Genomic DNA, 15,793 nt, shown 5'->3' on the forward strand with positions numbered 1-15,793 from the left:
TTCTGAGGCATTATTCACTCAATCACTCATTCGCTCATTCACAATTAAAAACTAATCTGAATACCACCCAGGAACATCCGCGACTGGGGTTGCTGCGCTACGTCGATGCCTTCGGCAACCGGCAGATTGCTCGCAAACTCAGGATCAAAACCGGTATACTTCGTTTTAGTAAACAGGTTCTGGGCCCCCACATAGACACGGAAGCGACTGGCCCCAAAAGTCGAAGTCAGGGTTTCCGGAAGCGTGTAACCGATTTGGACCATCTTCAGGCGGAAATAACTACCATCCTCAACAAACCGGTCCGACGGGCGGAAATTCCGGGTTCCGGACGCATCGGTGCGGGGATTGGTGGTCGAGGGATTCTGGCGCGTCCAGCGGCCAAGCACCTCGGTTCCGGCGTTGTAGCGCCCCAGGTACCCATTCAGCCAGTAGGCCGTTGCATTGTACAGTTCGTGCCCGGAAGCGCCCTGAAGCAAGACCGACAGATCGAAGCCCAGCGCACTCACCGAGCCCGAAAAGCCGTAGTAAAACGTCGGCACGGGGCTGCCCAGAAACGTTTTGTCCTCGTCGGTAATTTTACCGTCCTGGTTCAGATCGGCATACCGGATATCGCCCGGTTCGGTACCCGTCAGGCTCGGATTTTTGATGATTTCGTCGCGGTTTTGAAAAATGCCTTCCCGCCGAAAACCGTAGTAACTGCCAATCGGCTGGCCGATGGCCGTGGCCGTTACGGTTTCGCCCTGCACGGTTCCGTCGAAAACCGGCGTCGGGCGCTCCCCGAGCGAAACGACCTTGTTTTTCTGCCAACTGGCAAAACCGGTTACGGAATACGTGATCAAGCCTGCGCGTTGACCGGCGGTCAGGCTCAGGTCGATTCCCGCGTTGTCCACCGTCCCGGCATTGGTCAACGGAGCCGCGGCACCCACCGATGCCGGTAAGGGCACCTCAACCAGCAAATCGGTTGTGCGTTTCCGGAAATAATCGAGCCGCACCGTTAGCAGGTTATCCAATACACCGAGGTCCAGCCCAATGTTACTCAGGGTCGTGGTTTCCCAATGAACACCCGGATTGGGTAACGTACTCGGATAAGCCCCCACGCCCAGGAACGAATTGGTCGGGCCAAAGGGATAGTTATAATTTTGGGCAATCAGCGAAGCATACTGAAAATCACCGACATTGTCGTTGCCGGTTCTCCCCCACCCGATCCGCAGTTTCGCTGTGCTTAAGTACGGTACCGACTCAAAAAAAGATTCTTTGTTTAGGTACCAGGCCGCCCCAACCGATGGGAATAGGCCAAACCGGTTACCCGGCCCAAACCGGGACGAACCGTCGCGCCGAACGGCGGCCGTCAGCCAGTACTTCTGATTGTAGTTGTACGACAGTTGGCCGAGCAAACTTACGATCCGGTAAAAACCGTACGTTCCGCCAACCGTGCGGTTGCGCGATGATTGCCCTGCCGACAACGCCCGAATGTCATTGCCGGGCAGATCGCCAGTCGACGCCAGCACGTCGTCAGTCCGGTAGGTCTGGCGACTTCCGGCCAGCAAAACCGTCAGCGCGTGCGCGTTCTGCGTGTAGGTGTAACTCAACTGGTGGTGCAGCAGGGTATTGTACCCGGTTTGCTTCGAACGAGCTAGCGACGCCGTTGGGTTGATGTTGTACTCGCCCATGTTAAAGGCGGGCATAGAATACGCCCGGTCGAAATTCCGGAGGTCGAAGCCGAAGGTTGCTCGGTAGGTCAGGTTGTCGAGGATAGTCCATTCGCCGTACAGATCCCCGATCAGGTTCAGGTACGTTCGCCGGTCGTTGGTGAGGTTCGACAGTCCAATGGGATTGAGCGCGTCGTTATTCGCATCCAAATAAGTTGTCCCGTTGTAACCGCCGAGCAGTTTTGGATTAGTAATACTTAGATAAGGAGCGCTTCGTAAGGCCTGTTCGATGGGCGTCCGGCCACCGGTTCCGTCGTTGGCGTGCTGCACCTGTTGGCTGACACTCAGGTTCTGGCCCACCTTTACGTTATCAAGTAGATCAAATTCCGTGTTAAGCCGCAACGACAGCCGTTCCAGATCCGATGCCAGAATGACACCGTCCTGTTTGAAGTAATCGACACCCAGCCGATACCGGGCCGACTCGGTTCCACCCGACACCGACACGTTGGCATTCCGCACCGGTGCAGGCCGGAACAAGGCCCCGAGCCAGTCGGTGTTGGTCCGCAACAAGGTATCCAGCGAGAGTTGGTTGGTCAGTTTGAACGCCGGAATTAGCCCCCCATTCGAACGGCTGTCGTTGATAAAGTCGATGTACTGCCGGGTATTGAGCAATTGCGGTTGTTGCGTAATGCGCTGCACGCCGGTATAAAAACCGGCCGTAACCCGCGGCCGACCGAGGGTGCCTTTTTTGGTCGTGATCTGAATGACTCCGTTAGCAGCCCGCATGCCGTAGACGCCGGTGGCCGTCGCATCTTTCAGCACTTCGACCGTTTCAATATCCTGCGGAGCCAGCCAGTTGAGGTTATCCGAATGTCCGATAATCATCCCATCCACCACCACCAGCGGGCTGGTATCGCCAAACCGGCCCGGCCCATGAATCTGAAGGGTAGCTGCCCCGCCGGGTTCGCCGGAATTGGCCCGGACGAACAGGCCCGCAACTTGCCCCTGCAACGCCTGTAATACATTCCCGGTAACGATCCGATTGAGGCTTTCACCAGACACGGAATCCGTGGAGCTAGTATGCTGATGAGCCGTTAATCGGCCGTTTCGAATCGAAAGAGAATCACCGGGGTCAGCGGCCCGGCTGGAAAAGTGGGCAGGTAAAGCTAGGGTTAAGGAGATAATTAATAGCTTTTTAGGTGTTTTCCAGAACGTTGAAGAACACCGTAGAAGCGGTGGGTGTAGCATACCTGAAGCGGGTTAGAGAAGGTAATGTCGAAAGATAATTAACTCAATCGTAACAAGAATAGTACCAACCCAAAAAATAAAAAAGCCTGAACGATCGCTTTGATCGTTCAGGCACAGGAAATTTTTGCCGTACCCGTCACGTACCCACGGACTTTAGTCCGTGTGGGTTAATATAGACTTCTGGATCCATTGACTCACACGGACTAAAGTCCGTGGGTACGTACATGTCGGTTATTTCTTGACGAAATCCCGGTGGTAAGCGGCTTTGTACAGCTCTTCTTCCGGCAGACTCTTGAAATAGTCGTACGTAATCCGCAGCCCTTCCTCCCGCGACACCCTGGGTTCCCAGCCCAAAATCTCTTTTGCCCGCGTGATGTCCGGACGGCGTTGCTTCGGATCGTCGGTTGGCAGCGGTTTGGTGATGAGCTTCTGTTGTGTTCCGGTCAGTTTGATGATTTCTTCGCCAAATTCCCGGATGGTAATTTCCCCCGGATTTCCGATGTTGACCGGATACGGGTAATCACTCAGCAGCAAGCGGTAGATCCCTTCGATCAGGTCGTCGACGTAGCAGAACGAGCGCGTCTGGCTGCCGTCGCCGAACACGGTCAGGTCTTCGCCCCGCAGCGCCTGGCCAATGAAGGCGGGCAACACCCGGCCGTCGTTGAGCCGCATGCGCGGGCCGTAGGTGTTGAAAATCCGTACGATCCGCGTTTCCAGTCCGTGATAGGTATGGTACGCCATCGTGATCGCTTCCTGAAACCGTTTGGCTTCGTCGTACACGCCACGCGGACCGACCGGGTTCACATTTCCCCAATAGTCTTCGTTCTGCGGATGCACCGCCGGATCACCGTAGACTTCCGAGGTCGAAGCAATCAGCACGCGGGCATTTTTTACCCGCGCCAGGCCGAGGCAATTATGAATTCCCAGCGAACCGACTTTCAGCGTCTGAATCGGGATTTTCAGGTAATCGATGGGGCTGGCGGGTGACGCGAAGTGCAGGATATAATGCAGTTCGCCCGGCACATGAATGAACTTCGAAACATCGTGGTGATAAAATTCGAAATTCGGCAAATGGAAAAGGTGTTCGATGTTGCGGATGTCACCCGTGATAAGGTTATCCATCGCAATCACATGGTAGCCTTCCTTGATGAACCGGTCGCAGAGGTGCGAACCCAGAAAACCAGCGCCACCCGTAATCAGTACGCGTTTCATAGAGCGTGTTTCAGTTTTTAGTTTAGCGTCTATAGTTGAACAGAATGCTGGAATTCAGCAACTTGCTACCCGGCATAAACAGAAACTATAAACTGATTTTACAAAAATAGGTAAAGTAACAAATTTGAATCAGGCATTTTGCGGCACTTCCGGCCGAATGGTTTCACGGCCAATGCTGTAATACGTATACCCAACTTCCTTCATCTGGTCGAGTTCGTACACGTTTCGGCCGTCGAAAATTACCTTATTTTTCAATAGCAAATTCATTTTGGCAAAATCCGGAGTCCGGAACAGCGGCCACTCGGTCATGATCACGAGCGCGTCGGCATCGTCCAGGGCCGCATACGAGGTGTGTGCATACGTGATCTGGTTGCCCAGAATGTTCCGCACATTTTCCATCGCTTCCGGATCGTAAACCGTTACCCTGGCTCCGGCTTCCAGCAGGGCCCGAATGTTTTCGAGGGCCGGAGCCTCCCGGATGTCGTCCGTATACGGCTTGAAAGCCAGCCCCCACACGGCGATGGTTTTGCCCTTCAAATCACCATTAAAATGGCGTTGAATCATGGGTAGCAACTTGCTTTTTTGCTGAGCGTTGACGTCCATCACCGACTTCAGAATCTTGAAATCGTAGTCGTAATCGGACGAGGTTTTGGCCAGCGCCTGCACATCTTTCGGGAAGCAGCTTCCGCCGTAGCCAATTCCGGCAAACAAAAACCGCTTACCAATCCGGCTGTCGGTGCCAATACCCTTCCGAATATCATCGACGTTGGCCCCCACTTTCTCGCACAGGTTGGCTATCTCGTTCATGAACGAAATCTTCACCGCCAGAAACGCATTGGCCGCATACTTGGTCATTTCGGCCGAGCGCTCGTCCATAAAGACCACCGGGTTGCCCTGCCGCACCAATGGAGCATACAATTTGTTCAAAACCGTCTTGGCTTTCTCGGATTTTGTACCGATCACGACGCGATCCGGTTTCATGAAATCTTCGACGGCTACCCCTTCGCGCAGAAATTCCGGATTCGAGACTACATCAAAATCAATGTTGGTGCCTCGAGAAATATGCAGCCAGACCTTTTCCGCCGTTCCGACCGGCACGGTGCTTTTATCGACAACCACGGCATAGTGCTTCAGCAACGGCCCCAGATCGTCGGCGACTTTCAGGATATATTTCAAATCAGCCGAACCGTCTTCACCAGGCGGAGTTGGCAGAGCCAAAAAAATAACCTCCGCTCCTTCAATCCCTTCGGCCAGGTTGGTCGTAAATTTCAGACGACCTTCGGCGGTGTTGCGGTTGAACAAGACGTCTAGCCCCGGTTCGTAAATTGGAATAATGCCGTTGTTCAGTTTCTCAACTTTCCGTTCGTCGATGTCCACACAGACAACCTGATTTCCGGTTTCAGCAAAGCACGTACCGGTCACAAGTCCGACGTATCCGGTCCCAATAACAGCTAATTTCATAGGAAGTAATGGATTGATTCAATATGATAGAGGCAGGCAGGCATCTGATTTGTACTTTTTATATAGATCCCTACTGCGCACAAAAATAGATTTTTTTACGTAATTCCAATCGACCTCGCCAAAATTTGTGATTCAAAGGCAATCGGAAGGCACCTTAGCTAATCTGGACGGCAGACTTGTCCAGCACGAATATTCGCTAAATAATTGGCAAAGACGCATTTCGCGTCATTTCGACAATTATTTGAGTCTTCAGCGAAATCTTAGTATATTATAGAAAATTCACGGAGAACTGAGAAAAAAGACCACACAATGTTAACTTCAGAAATTGTAGAAAACCAAGCAGAAGACATAGCTCACCTGATCACTCAGACGGTCCGGGATTTTGCCGTTCGGCAAATAGCCCCACACGTACGGGAATGGGATGAAGCACAATATTTTCCCCTTGAAACCATGCGCCAGCTCGGCGAACTGGGTTTACTGGGAATCCTGGTACCCGAGAAATTTGGCGGAGCGGGTTTAAATTACCGGGCCTACGTTGGCGCAATTGTCGAGCTGGCTAAAGTCGATGGTGCGATCGGGCTTTCGATGGCAGCCCACAACTCGCTCTGTACCAACCACATTCTTACGTTTGGCAAAGAAGAGCAAAAGCAGCGCTATTTGCCCAAACTGGCCACCGGCGAATGGATTGGGGCCTGGGGGCTGACCGAGCCCAATACCGGTTCCGACGCCGGAAACATGCGGACGGTTGCCGTGCGGAACGGTGACGACTGGGTGCTGAACGGGGCCAAGAATTTCATCACCCACGGCAAGAGTGGCCATGTGGCCGTGGTCATTGCCCGGACCGGCGAACCCAATACGTCCCGCAACGCGACGGCTTTCGTTGTTGAGCGCGGAACACCCGGTTTTTCGGCCGGAAAAAAAGAAGATAAACTCGGCATGCGGGCGTCGGAAACTGCCGAAATGATTTTCCAGGATTGCCGCATTCCCGACAGCCAGCGGCTGGGCGAGGTGGGCGACGGTTTCGTTCAGTCGCTGAAAATCCTGGACGGTGGCCGGATTTCGATTGCGGCCCTGAGCCTGGGCATCGCGATGGGCGCTTACGAACACGCCCTCCGCTACGCCCAGGAGCGCCAACAGTTCGGCCAGTCGATTGCCCGGTTTCAGGCTATTGCGTTCAAATTGGCGGATCTGGCCACTTCCATTGAAGCCGCCAAACTACTGACCTACCAGGCCGCCGACCTAAAAGATGCCGGAAAACCGGTCACGAAAGAATCGGCGATGGCGAAGCTTTATGCCTCGGAAGTGGCCGTTAAAGCCGCCGACGAAGCCGTCCAGATTTTTGGTGGTTACGGGTATACAAAAGATTTTCCGGTCGAGAAACATTACCGCGACGCCAAACTCTGCACCATCGGCGAAGGTACGAGCGAGATTCAGCGACTGGTCATTTCGCGCTTGCTACTTCAATAAAGGAATTGTAGGATGGAAAAATGGCTGCCTTTTATGGATTTTATTTCGTAGTAGGTCTGAATCAACAGCGGGTTCTTTGATGCTGCGTCGCTGGGTGGCCGCTGGTTTTCATCCACCCCGGCAACCTTTCATTGACGTTTTTTTCTATCCATCCCGATGCCCTTTGAGGTATCAAGCCATTTCAACGACCTTTACCCCATCGTATTCACTTAACCTTCAGATCTTTATGGGATATGTTTTTCTTACGCTCGCTTTTTTGGCCCTGGTGGTTGTTTTTGCCACGGTCAAAGTCGTTCCGCAGCAAACCGCCTACGTAGTCGAACGGCTGGGTAAGTTTTACGCCGTGCTGCAACCGGGCATTACCTTTATTATTCCGTTTTTCGACCGCGTTTCCTATAAACATAGCCTGAAAGAAACCGCCCTGGATATTCCTGAACAGATTTGCATCACGCGCGACAACGTGCAGGTCCGCGTCGACGGGGTGATTTTCATCCAGATCATTGACCCGATGAAGGCATCGTACGGCATCAATGACTACCGGTTTGCCGTCAGTCAGTTGTCGCAAACCACGATGCGGAGCGAAATGGGAAAAATCGAACTCGACAAAACCTTCGAGGAACGCACCACAATCAACCAGGCCGTTGTTCACGCTATCGACGAAGCCGCTATTGGCTGGGGTGTCAAGGTGTTACGGTATGAAATCAAGAACATTACGCCCCCGCAGACGGTTTTGAACGCGATGGAAAAGCAGATGCAGGCTGAACGTGAAAAGCGGGCCGTCATTCTGGAATCGGAGGGACAGAAACAATCGTCGATCAACATTGCCGAGGGTCAGAAGCAGAAGGTTGTGCTGGAGTCGGAAGGCTTGCGGCTACGGCAGATCAACGAAGCCGCTGGTCAGGCCGAAGCCATCAAGTCCATCGCTGACGCTACGGCTGAAAGCATCCGGAAAATCGCCCTGGCCATTCAGGAAGACGGCGGCATGAATGCGGTTCAGTTGCGGGTGGCCGAGCAGGTGGTCAATCAGTTTGGCAATCTGGCCAGGACCAACAACACCCTGATTCTGCCCGCCAACTTCGGCGATTTATCTTCCATCATCTCAACGGCGATGACGGTGGTGAAGCAGCAGGAGAAGACGAGTTAAGTGGGTCGGTTTACGGTTGTCGCCAGTAGCTGACACCCGCCATCCATTGTCGACGATCCTATACCTTGGGCCGGGGTCTGGTCACTGCCCCGGGCACGACCCCAACCCGGTAGCTGTCCCAACCCCGGATTGCATCCGGGGTTATCCATCGTCAACCCCTCACGGGGTTGGTGGTGCCGTGGCTGGGGTTGGGGTAAATCTATCTTTAAACGTTGAACCTTAAACGTTAAACCCTTATGACACTCCTTCAACTTTGGGCTATACTGGGCCTTTTGTTTCTGGTCGCTGAGTTGTTCAGCGTATCGTTTGTGTTTGCCTTTGTGAGCGTCGGAGCGCTGGTCACGGCGCTGCTCACCTGGGTTGGTGTGACACCAGAAGTCAGTGGTCAGTTGCTTTGCTTTTCGGTCGTCACGATCCTGAGCCTGGTGGTGGGTCGAAAACCGCTCCGGCGCTGGTTTGAAGCGAAAACCAAAAAGCAGGAATACACCGAATACATCGGCGACCGCGCTAACGTCACACAAACCATTCCGGCCCACGGCGAAGGCCGGATTTTTTACCGGGGTACCGAGTGGATTGCGGTTTCCGAAACGGAAGAATCGATTTTAGCCGGAAAACCCGTCGTCATCCGGCGGATGGATGGGATTCGGGCGGTGGTGGGTGTTGAAAAATTAGCGAATGCTTAACTTTAAATTAAAATTGGTGTTGGTAATTTTCTTTCAATCAAAGACCGTCAAATGCTACGGCTTGACGCGGCTTCGATCAGTGAGTATCGGGTCAATTAATTGATGCCGGACGGTATCAGCTTTTGCGCAACGCGGTCATTTATAGCGCTAACGCAAGCGGGAAATCAAATTTCCTGAAAGCGATTTGGATAATGAATGGTATTATACTTAACTCCGCAAAAAGATATTCAACTTCCGATATTGAAGTTGAAAAGCCATTTTTTCTTAGTACAAAAACAGAAAACAAACCAAGTTATTTTGAGGTTTTATTTCTGTTAAACCACGCACGATATAGATACGGTTTTGAAGTTGATCATAAAATTGTATCATCAGAGTGGCTGTTTGAGGCCAAAAAAAACATGAAAAAGTTCTTCTTCTTCGAGAAAATGACTCTATAGATGTCTCAAAAGATTATAAAGAAGGACAAGGCTTAGAAGCTAAGAATACAATTTAACAAATTTGCAATAGAGCACCCACGAAGGCGGTTTTTTGCTGACGGTTGGTTTGCTCATCATCGCGGCTGCGGTGGTTCCGGCTATTCAAAAAACCGGAAAGCCAATCAGGCAGAACTAAGCCGCAGGCATACAGCCCGTTAGTTTGCTTCGCCGGTTTTTGCCTGAATACCAGACCGCAACGCCCCTCCTCCCGATACAGCACTCACCACCCAAAACCGCTAGTCGCCGGATTGGGCAGGCTGCCGCAGGGGCAGTATGAGGGTAAACGTGGCTCCGCCTTCCGGATTGCTCTCCGTATAAATCGCCCCGTGGTGGTTAAGGACTATTTTCTTACACAACGCCAGCCCAATACCGGTTCCTTCATAGGCAGATTTGCTGTGCAGCCGCTGAAAAATGTTGAAGATTTTTTCGGTGTATTCCGGTTGAATGCCAATTCCGTTGTCGCTGAACCGGATTTTGGTATAGGCCCATTCGGTGGCCAGCCCATGCGACGTCCGGTCTGCACCGGTCACGGCTTCGGAATAAATCCGGATGACCGGTTTTACATCACGGCGGGTAAACTTCAGCGCGTTACCGAGCAGATTGGCAAATAGCTGCGCCATTTGCAGGGGAATGGCTTCCAGCACCGGCAGCTCTTCGGCCCGGACCACGGCTCCTTTTTGCTCGATCAACAGTTCATAATCGGAAACCGCATTTTGCAGTACGGAGGTGAGCGAAACCGCTTCAAATTTTTCACGCTCCTTGTCGAGTTGGGAATACAACAACACATCCCGAATCAGGGTGGTCATGCGTTCCGCCGACGTGCTGATTTTGCCCAGAAACCGCCGGGCTTCCGCTTCGTCGTGGTTTGTCAGGCTATTTTCCAGCAATTGCGAAAAGCTGCTGATTTTTCGCAGGGGTTCCTGCAAATCATGCGATGCGATGTAGGCAAACTGAGCCAGCTCGGCATTCGTTCGCTGTAGATTTTCGTTGGCATCCGCCAGTTCTTTGGTCCGCTCGGCCACCATTTCTTCAATTCGCTTCAGGGCATTGACCTGTTCGGTGATTTCGAAAACCGAGCCAATAAACCGAAGGGGTTTGTCCTGCGGGTCAAAATATACCTTTCCCTTGGCGCGCACCCAGCGAACTTGCTGGTCTTCGACGCCCACGGTTCGGTACTCCACGTCGTAATCCCCGTTGCTGATCGACTTGACAAAAGCATTCTGGATAATGGCGAGAATCCGCTGCCGGTCTTCGGGGTGCAGCCCCATGACAAAATCTTTTTCGTAGGATACCGCGTCCAAATGGCTGATTCCAAACAACGTCCGGCAGCGTTCATCCCACACCAGTTTGCCCGTCACCAAATCCAGGTCGAAGGTGCCGAGTTGAGCAGCCTCCTTGGACAGCCGTATCTGCTCCAGCGCCCGTTCCAGTTCCTGCTGGTACTCTTTGCGTTCGGTAATATCGACGCAGGAACTGATGTAGCCCGCAAATGAACCGTCGGGATGAAACCGGGCCGTGCCGTGTGCCAGCAACCAGCGGTACTGCCCGGCGTGGTTCAGGATTCGAAACTCACCCGTAAAAGGCCCCCGGACGGCGAAAGCATCGAGGTACAGGGCCAGATACCGGTCCCGGTCTTCCGGATGCACCCAGTCGACCCAGCCAAACTGCAGGAGTTCTTCCAGCGGTCGGCCCGTCAGGTTTACCCAGGCTTTGTTGAAATACGTGGCATTGCTGGTTTCATCACCGATGGCAATCAGGATATCCGTATGCTCGGCCATGGTACGAAAGCGGGTCTCACTTTCTTCGACGGCTTCCCGGTGCTCCACCTGCCCGGTCACATCCTGACAAAGCACCATCACGCCGGTAATGGTGCCATCCTGTTCTTTGTAGGGCTGGCAAGCCATATTCAGATAGCCTTCGATCAGGGTCTGATTGCCCGTTACCGCGTACGGTGTGTTGTACCGGTAGATCGGTTCACCCCGCGTTAAAACTTCCCCGATCAACGGGCGGAAGAACGCTTCGGTTTCCGGGACGAAATCAATGAGCCGTTTTCCAACTAATTCATCATGGGTTCGGCCGATCAGCCGGCCGTAAGTATTGTTGACGATACGGATCCGCATTTCCTCGCCACTCAGCACGACAATGCCCACCGGGGCTTCTAGGATCAGGTTTTGAAACCGCTGCTCGCTTTCTTTCAACTGCCCTACCACGGACACGGTTTTGGTGGTTTCGATGCAGGTGCCGAAAACCCCGGCAACAACTCCGGTTTCATCGCTTACCGGGCTGTAGCTAACCGTCATGTATGCATCTTCAAGCCGACCGTTCCGGTAAATTGGCATCAATTGGTCCTCACTCCAGGTAGCTTCTCCACCCGCCAAGACCCGGTCGATGAGCGGCTTGATCTGGGACCAGGCTTCGGGCCAGGCCTGCATGCCCGGTCGACCCAGCGCCGTCGGATGCTTGCCTTCGTTGCCCAGACAGGGGCGGTACGCATCGTTGTAGAAAAACAGCAAGTCCGGCCCCCAGAACAAAAACATTGGAAATTTTGAATGCAGCAGGATACTCAGCGTCGTCCTAAAACTTTGCGGCCAGAAATCCGGCGTCCCCAGAGCGGTTTTCGACCAGTTGGCCGTCCGGATTAATTCACCCAGTTCCCCTCCTCCTTTTAAAAACTGGAAACCGTTGGCAATTGAAGTCGATGCATTCATTGATAAATGATATCGGATGCGAAGCGTAAATGCCGCTCCGAAAATACCGCATGGAAAGGTAAGCTTTTTTTGAATGCCGATCACCAAACGAAACCAGCGTCTGGTTTACAATTGAACCGGATGCCGAACAAGCGGCCCCGGTGTTCACTTTTATCAAAATCGTGTCGATTCGAAAGCGGTAGCCGGGAAAATGGGCGGAGCAAAGTCACAACCCTTTCATCCATCCACTTCGCCCAGAAACCGCTCCACATCCTGCTTCGTATCCAAATCCACCCGGCCCGGCGCGAACGGAACTTCAGCGCAGTCGTCCGGGTGATTCAGAATCACTTTCTTGGCCCCCGCGTCGCCCTCCAAACTGAGCAGTTCATGGATGTAGTTACGGTCGAAGAGTGCCGGAACGCCCAGGCTCTCGGCGTAACCGGATGCAACGATCCCTTTCCCGCTCTCCTGGTACACCTGCGCCAGTTGCAGCAGCAGCCCCCGGTCGACGTGCGGCTGATCCGTGAGCAGAAACAACACCGCATCGATGTCTTTCTGCGTCAGGTAAACAGCCGCCAGCCCGGTTTTGACCGAGGTCGACAGTCCCTGCTGCCAGTGCTGGTTGTCGATGATGGTCACCGGCAAACCGTCTAATTCGGGAGCAACCTGTTGTTTGTGCGCCCCGACCACCACCACCACCGGCCGGAAGGGTGTCGCCAGTGCGGTATCGACCACCCGGCGAAGCAGGGTTTTTCCCTCCCATTCAATCAATTGTTTAGGTTGGTGGTCTAGCCGGGATGAACTACCGGCTGCCAGAATAATCGTGGCAATGTTCATGCAATCGAAATCCGTCAATTACTCCGCCAAATCTACCGACGTGCTGATGCCATGCACTGGCTGGTGAATGGGCGCGTTCTTGAATTTCAGCGGTTGGGCCGTGGTTTTCCGGAAAACCGTCTGAATTTCGGCCAGAATCGATAGGGCGATTTCCTGCGGGTTGTCGGCGCCCACATCCAGCCCGACCGGCCAGAAAAGCCGGTTTTCGTCCGCCGGTTTTACCAGATCAGCTACCTCGTCCAGCAAGGCATCACCCCGCTTTTTCGGCCCGAGCAAGCCAATGTATGGAATGTTGGTTTGCAGCAATTCGCGCAAAACCGCCCGGTCGTATTTGAAGTTGTGGGAGATCAGTACTGCGGCCGAATAGGCATCGATGGGCACCTGTTTCCGGACATCGTCGCGCTGCACGGCCAGCATTTCATCGGCTTCGCCAAACCGTTTCGGTTGCAAATGCGCCACGCAATCATCCGTCACGACGACCCGCCAGCCAATCTGTTTCGCCAGTTTCACAAGCGGAACGGCATCGTAACCGCCCCCAAACACCAGCAACTGAATGTCGGGTTTGAGTTCTTCGACGAACACCCCGGCCCCATCGGGCAAGGCGGTTTCGAACGTCAGTGGTCGGCGGTCCTGCATGACGCGTTCGAGGGTTTCGAGCGGGTTGTCCGAGTCGTTCGGGTCAATGGGTTGAATGAGCACATCCAGAATCCCGTTGCAGCCCAATCCGATGCCGAAATTCTCGCCTTCGGGATCGGTGGTATCGTAGGTCACCAGCCGGGCCTGCCGGGTTTGCATCACTTCGCGGGCCTTGCGCAGCGCATCGCCTTCCAGACAACCGCCACTGATGGCCCCAATCCACTGCCCATCGTCGGTGATGTACATGCGGGCACCCGGTCGGCGATACCCCGAACCGCTCAACCCCACAACGGTCGCCAGGGCGGCATTGCGCTGGCTAAAGTCGGTTTTCCGATACGCCCGGATGATTTGTTGAAATTCGTTGATCACGCTTTAGGAATGATGAATGATGGATTATGAATGATGGACGCACCTAATTTACGCTAATTCATCATTCATAATTCATCATCCATCATTTTCTTCGCGAACGTCTCGGGAGGATAGCCCACCTCAACCAGAAACAGGCCACTGGCCGGGGCCGACCGTCCGGCTTTCGTCCGGTCTTTAGCCTGGATAATCTGCTCGAATTCAACTACCGTCATCCGCCCCTGCCCGACTTCCAGCATGGTTCCAACCAGCGTCCGGACCATCCCGTACAAAAACCGGTTGGCTTTGATATGAAAAACCAGTTCATCCGCTTCAACGACCCACTCCGCGCGGTGAATCTCACAGCGAAAATGCGAGACTTTCGTCCGGACTTTACTAAAGCTCTGGAAGTCATCGTATTTGAGCAGCAGGCTGGCCGCTTCGTTCATCCGCTCAACGTCGAGTTCCGGGCGAAATACGTAAACCAACAAATCCAGAAACGGGCTTTTCTGTCGGCGAATGCGGTATTGATAGTAGCGGGAAATCGCCGAAAACCGGGCATGAACGCGGGGTTCGACCGGAAAAATCTGCTGCACCGCAATGTCGGGCGGCAACATGCAGTTCAGCGCATGAATAAAAGCATCCGTGATTTCGAGCGCACGTTCGATCTCAAAATGAGCAAATTGCTGTTCGGCATGGACGCCGGTATCGGTCCGGCCGCTGCCGATAATCGTAATCGGCTCCCGGAGAATCTGACTCAGTTTTTGTTCAAGCACTTCCTGAACAGCCAGCCCGTTGGGCTGAATCTGCCAACCGTTGTAGGCCGTTCCCCGGTATGAAAGTTGAATAAAATACCGTTGCTTCATGCGCCCTCCTCGCCCTCGACCTCTTCGGAATGTAACTCCAGCCCGTCATAAATAGCCTGCAAGGATACTTCAATGTTCAGTCTGGGAAATACAATGATATCATCACGGTTTTCATACAGGCTGTTGATCCATTCGTCCGTTTCCTCAATCCGGCTGAACAGTTCAACCGTGGTGGAATATTGGTCGACCAGTATATAGTACCAAAGGGAAGGAACCTTCCGATACCGCTGCCACTTGAAGCTCCGATCCGTCAGGGCCGTCGATTTGGATAACACCTCAACAATCACCCGGGGTTGTTTGATGACCTGGCTACCCGCCATCGCATACAGGCCACCCTGATAATACTCATGCCGGATTTCACTCTTTTCTTCCAGAGCAAAGTATTCTTCGGCGGTGTAGCTTGTTTTTTTATCGGATGTGATCATTCTTTCCAACTGAATTACCAAACACCAACCGAAAACTCAACTCACAATTTATCGTTGGGCTCACCCTCTTCCACTGTCAAATCGATACCTTCGTAGATGGCGCCTACCGTCAACTCAAAATCCAGTCTCGGGAAAACCACCACGTCTTCCGGTTTGTAAAAAGCCTGATACGTCCACTGATCCATGTGCTCCACCCGAGCAAATAATTCGACGGCCATCTTCGCCTGATCGACCAGCAAATAGTACAGCAACGACGGCATTTTCTGGTATTCCTGCCACTTGTACCCCCGGTCTGTTCCCACCGATGATTTAGACAATACTTCAACGATAATGCTCGGTTGCCGAATGATATATTGACTTTGTAAATCAAAAGGATGACAAGTCAGAACAATATCCGGATACGGGTAATATTCTCCCTTAGTAACCTCAACCTTGACGCTTTCCGAGTAAACCCCACACCCTTTAGGACGGAAATGAGCTTTGAACAAGTCTTTTACGGCATCAACCAGTACGTTATGGCGGAGCGTGCTCCCCGCCATCGCAAAAATCTGCCCCCGGTAAAATTCATGCCGAATCTCACTGGTTTCTTCCAGTTTGAAGTATTCCTCGACCGTCAAACGTGGTTTGCTCGTTGCAGTGGCTTCCATATCGGTTCAC

The 15,793-nt window shown here is 53.1% G+C and carries 13 protein-coding genes; 4 read left to right on the forward strand and 9 right to left on the reverse strand.

Going from position 1 to position 15,793, the window contains the following annotated elements:
- Positions 1-44: 44 nt before the first annotated feature.
- The 3 genes from ACO2Q8_RS15845 to ACO2Q8_RS15855 all read right to left on the reverse strand — a co-directional run bounded on the left by ACO2Q8_RS15845 (position 45) and on the right by ACO2Q8_RS15855 (position 5,570).
- Entirely contained in the window at positions 45-2,897 is a 2,853-nt protein-coding gene (locus ACO2Q8_RS15845; protein WP_423345809.1) for a SusC/RagA family TonB-linked outer membrane protein, read from the reverse strand.
- A gap of 231 nt (positions 2,898-3,128) precedes the next feature.
- Positions 3,129-4,109: a UDP-glucuronic acid decarboxylase family protein gene (locus ACO2Q8_RS15850; protein ID WP_423345810.1), complete on the reverse strand. Its 981-nt coding sequence runs from the start codon at positions 4,107-4,109 to the stop codon at positions 3,129-3,131.
- A 129-nt stretch (positions 4,110-4,238) separates the two neighbouring features.
- Positions 4,239-5,570 carry a UDP-glucose dehydrogenase family protein gene (locus tag ACO2Q8_RS15855; protein ID WP_423345811.1) on the reverse strand — a complete coding sequence of 444 codons (1,332 nt, stop codon included), beginning with the start codon at positions 5,568-5,570 and terminating at the stop codon, positions 4,239-4,241.
- 309 nt (positions 5,571-5,879) lie between these two features.
- Here ACO2Q8_RS15855 and ACO2Q8_RS15860 point away from each other — a divergent pair, with 309 nt between their 5' ends.
- The 4 genes from ACO2Q8_RS15860 (at position 5,880) to ACO2Q8_RS15875 (ending at position 9,301) form a co-directional block, all read left to right on the forward strand.
- Positions 5,880-7,037, forward strand: coding sequence for an acyl-CoA dehydrogenase family protein (locus tag ACO2Q8_RS15860; RefSeq protein WP_423345812.1), 1,158 nt, complete (start codon positions 5,880-5,882; stop codon positions 7,035-7,037).
- A 226-nt stretch (positions 7,038-7,263) separates the two neighbouring features.
- Positions 7,264-8,181, forward strand: coding sequence for an SPFH domain-containing protein (locus ACO2Q8_RS15865; protein WP_423345813.1), 918 nt, complete (start codon positions 7,264-7,266; stop codon positions 8,179-8,181).
- 236 nt (positions 8,182-8,417) lie between these two features.
- Positions 8,418-8,864 carry an NfeD family protein gene (locus ACO2Q8_RS15870; protein ID WP_423345814.1) on the forward strand — a complete coding sequence of 149 codons (447 nt, stop codon included), beginning with the start codon at positions 8,418-8,420 and terminating at the stop codon, positions 8,862-8,864.
- A 122-nt stretch (positions 8,865-8,986) separates the two neighbouring features.
- Positions 8,987-9,301 carry an AAA family ATPase gene (locus ACO2Q8_RS15875; protein WP_423345815.1) on the forward strand — a complete coding sequence of 105 codons (315 nt, stop codon included), beginning with the start codon at positions 8,987-8,989 and terminating at the stop codon, positions 9,299-9,301.
- A 275-nt stretch (positions 9,302-9,576) separates the two neighbouring features.
- Here ACO2Q8_RS15875 and ACO2Q8_RS15880 read toward each other — a convergent pair whose 3' ends face one another.
- From ACO2Q8_RS15880 to ACO2Q8_RS15905, 6 genes are all read right to left on the reverse strand, one after another.
- Positions 9,577-12,048 (reverse strand): PAS domain-containing sensor histidine kinase, encoded by a 2,472-nt coding sequence (locus ACO2Q8_RS15880; RefSeq protein WP_423345816.1) that lies wholly within the window; start codon positions 12,046-12,048, stop codon positions 9,577-9,579.
- Between the two features lie 216 nt (positions 12,049-12,264).
- Entirely contained in the window at positions 12,265-12,864 is a 600-nt protein-coding gene (locus ACO2Q8_RS15885; RefSeq protein WP_423345817.1) for a nucleotidyltransferase family protein, read from the reverse strand.
- Between the two features lie 18 nt (positions 12,865-12,882).
- Positions 12,883-13,869 carry an XdhC family protein gene (locus tag ACO2Q8_RS15890; protein ID WP_423345818.1) on the reverse strand — a complete coding sequence of 329 codons (987 nt, stop codon included), beginning with the start codon at positions 13,867-13,869 and terminating at the stop codon, positions 12,883-12,885.
- Between the two features lie 65 nt (positions 13,870-13,934).
- Entirely contained in the window at positions 13,935-14,711 is a 777-nt protein-coding gene (truA, locus tag ACO2Q8_RS15895) for a tRNA pseudouridine(38-40) synthase TruA (protein WP_423345819.1), read from the reverse strand.
- Complete coding sequence (locus tag ACO2Q8_RS15900) at positions 14,708-15,136, reverse strand: Uma2 family endonuclease (protein WP_423345820.1); 429 nt, start codon at positions 15,134-15,136, stop codon at positions 14,708-14,710. The genes truA and ACO2Q8_RS15900 overlap by 4 nt, the downstream gene beginning before the upstream one ends.
- 41 nt (positions 15,137-15,177) lie before the next feature.
- Positions 15,178-15,783, reverse strand: coding sequence for a Uma2 family endonuclease (locus tag ACO2Q8_RS15905; protein ID WP_423345821.1), 606 nt, complete (start codon positions 15,781-15,783; stop codon positions 15,178-15,180).
- Positions 15,784-15,793: the final 10 nt, after the last annotated feature.

This window comes from Larkinella sp. VNQ87 (assembly GCF_049445795.1).
Classification (GTDB): domain Bacteria; phylum Bacteroidota; class Bacteroidia; order Cytophagales; family Spirosomataceae; genus Larkinella.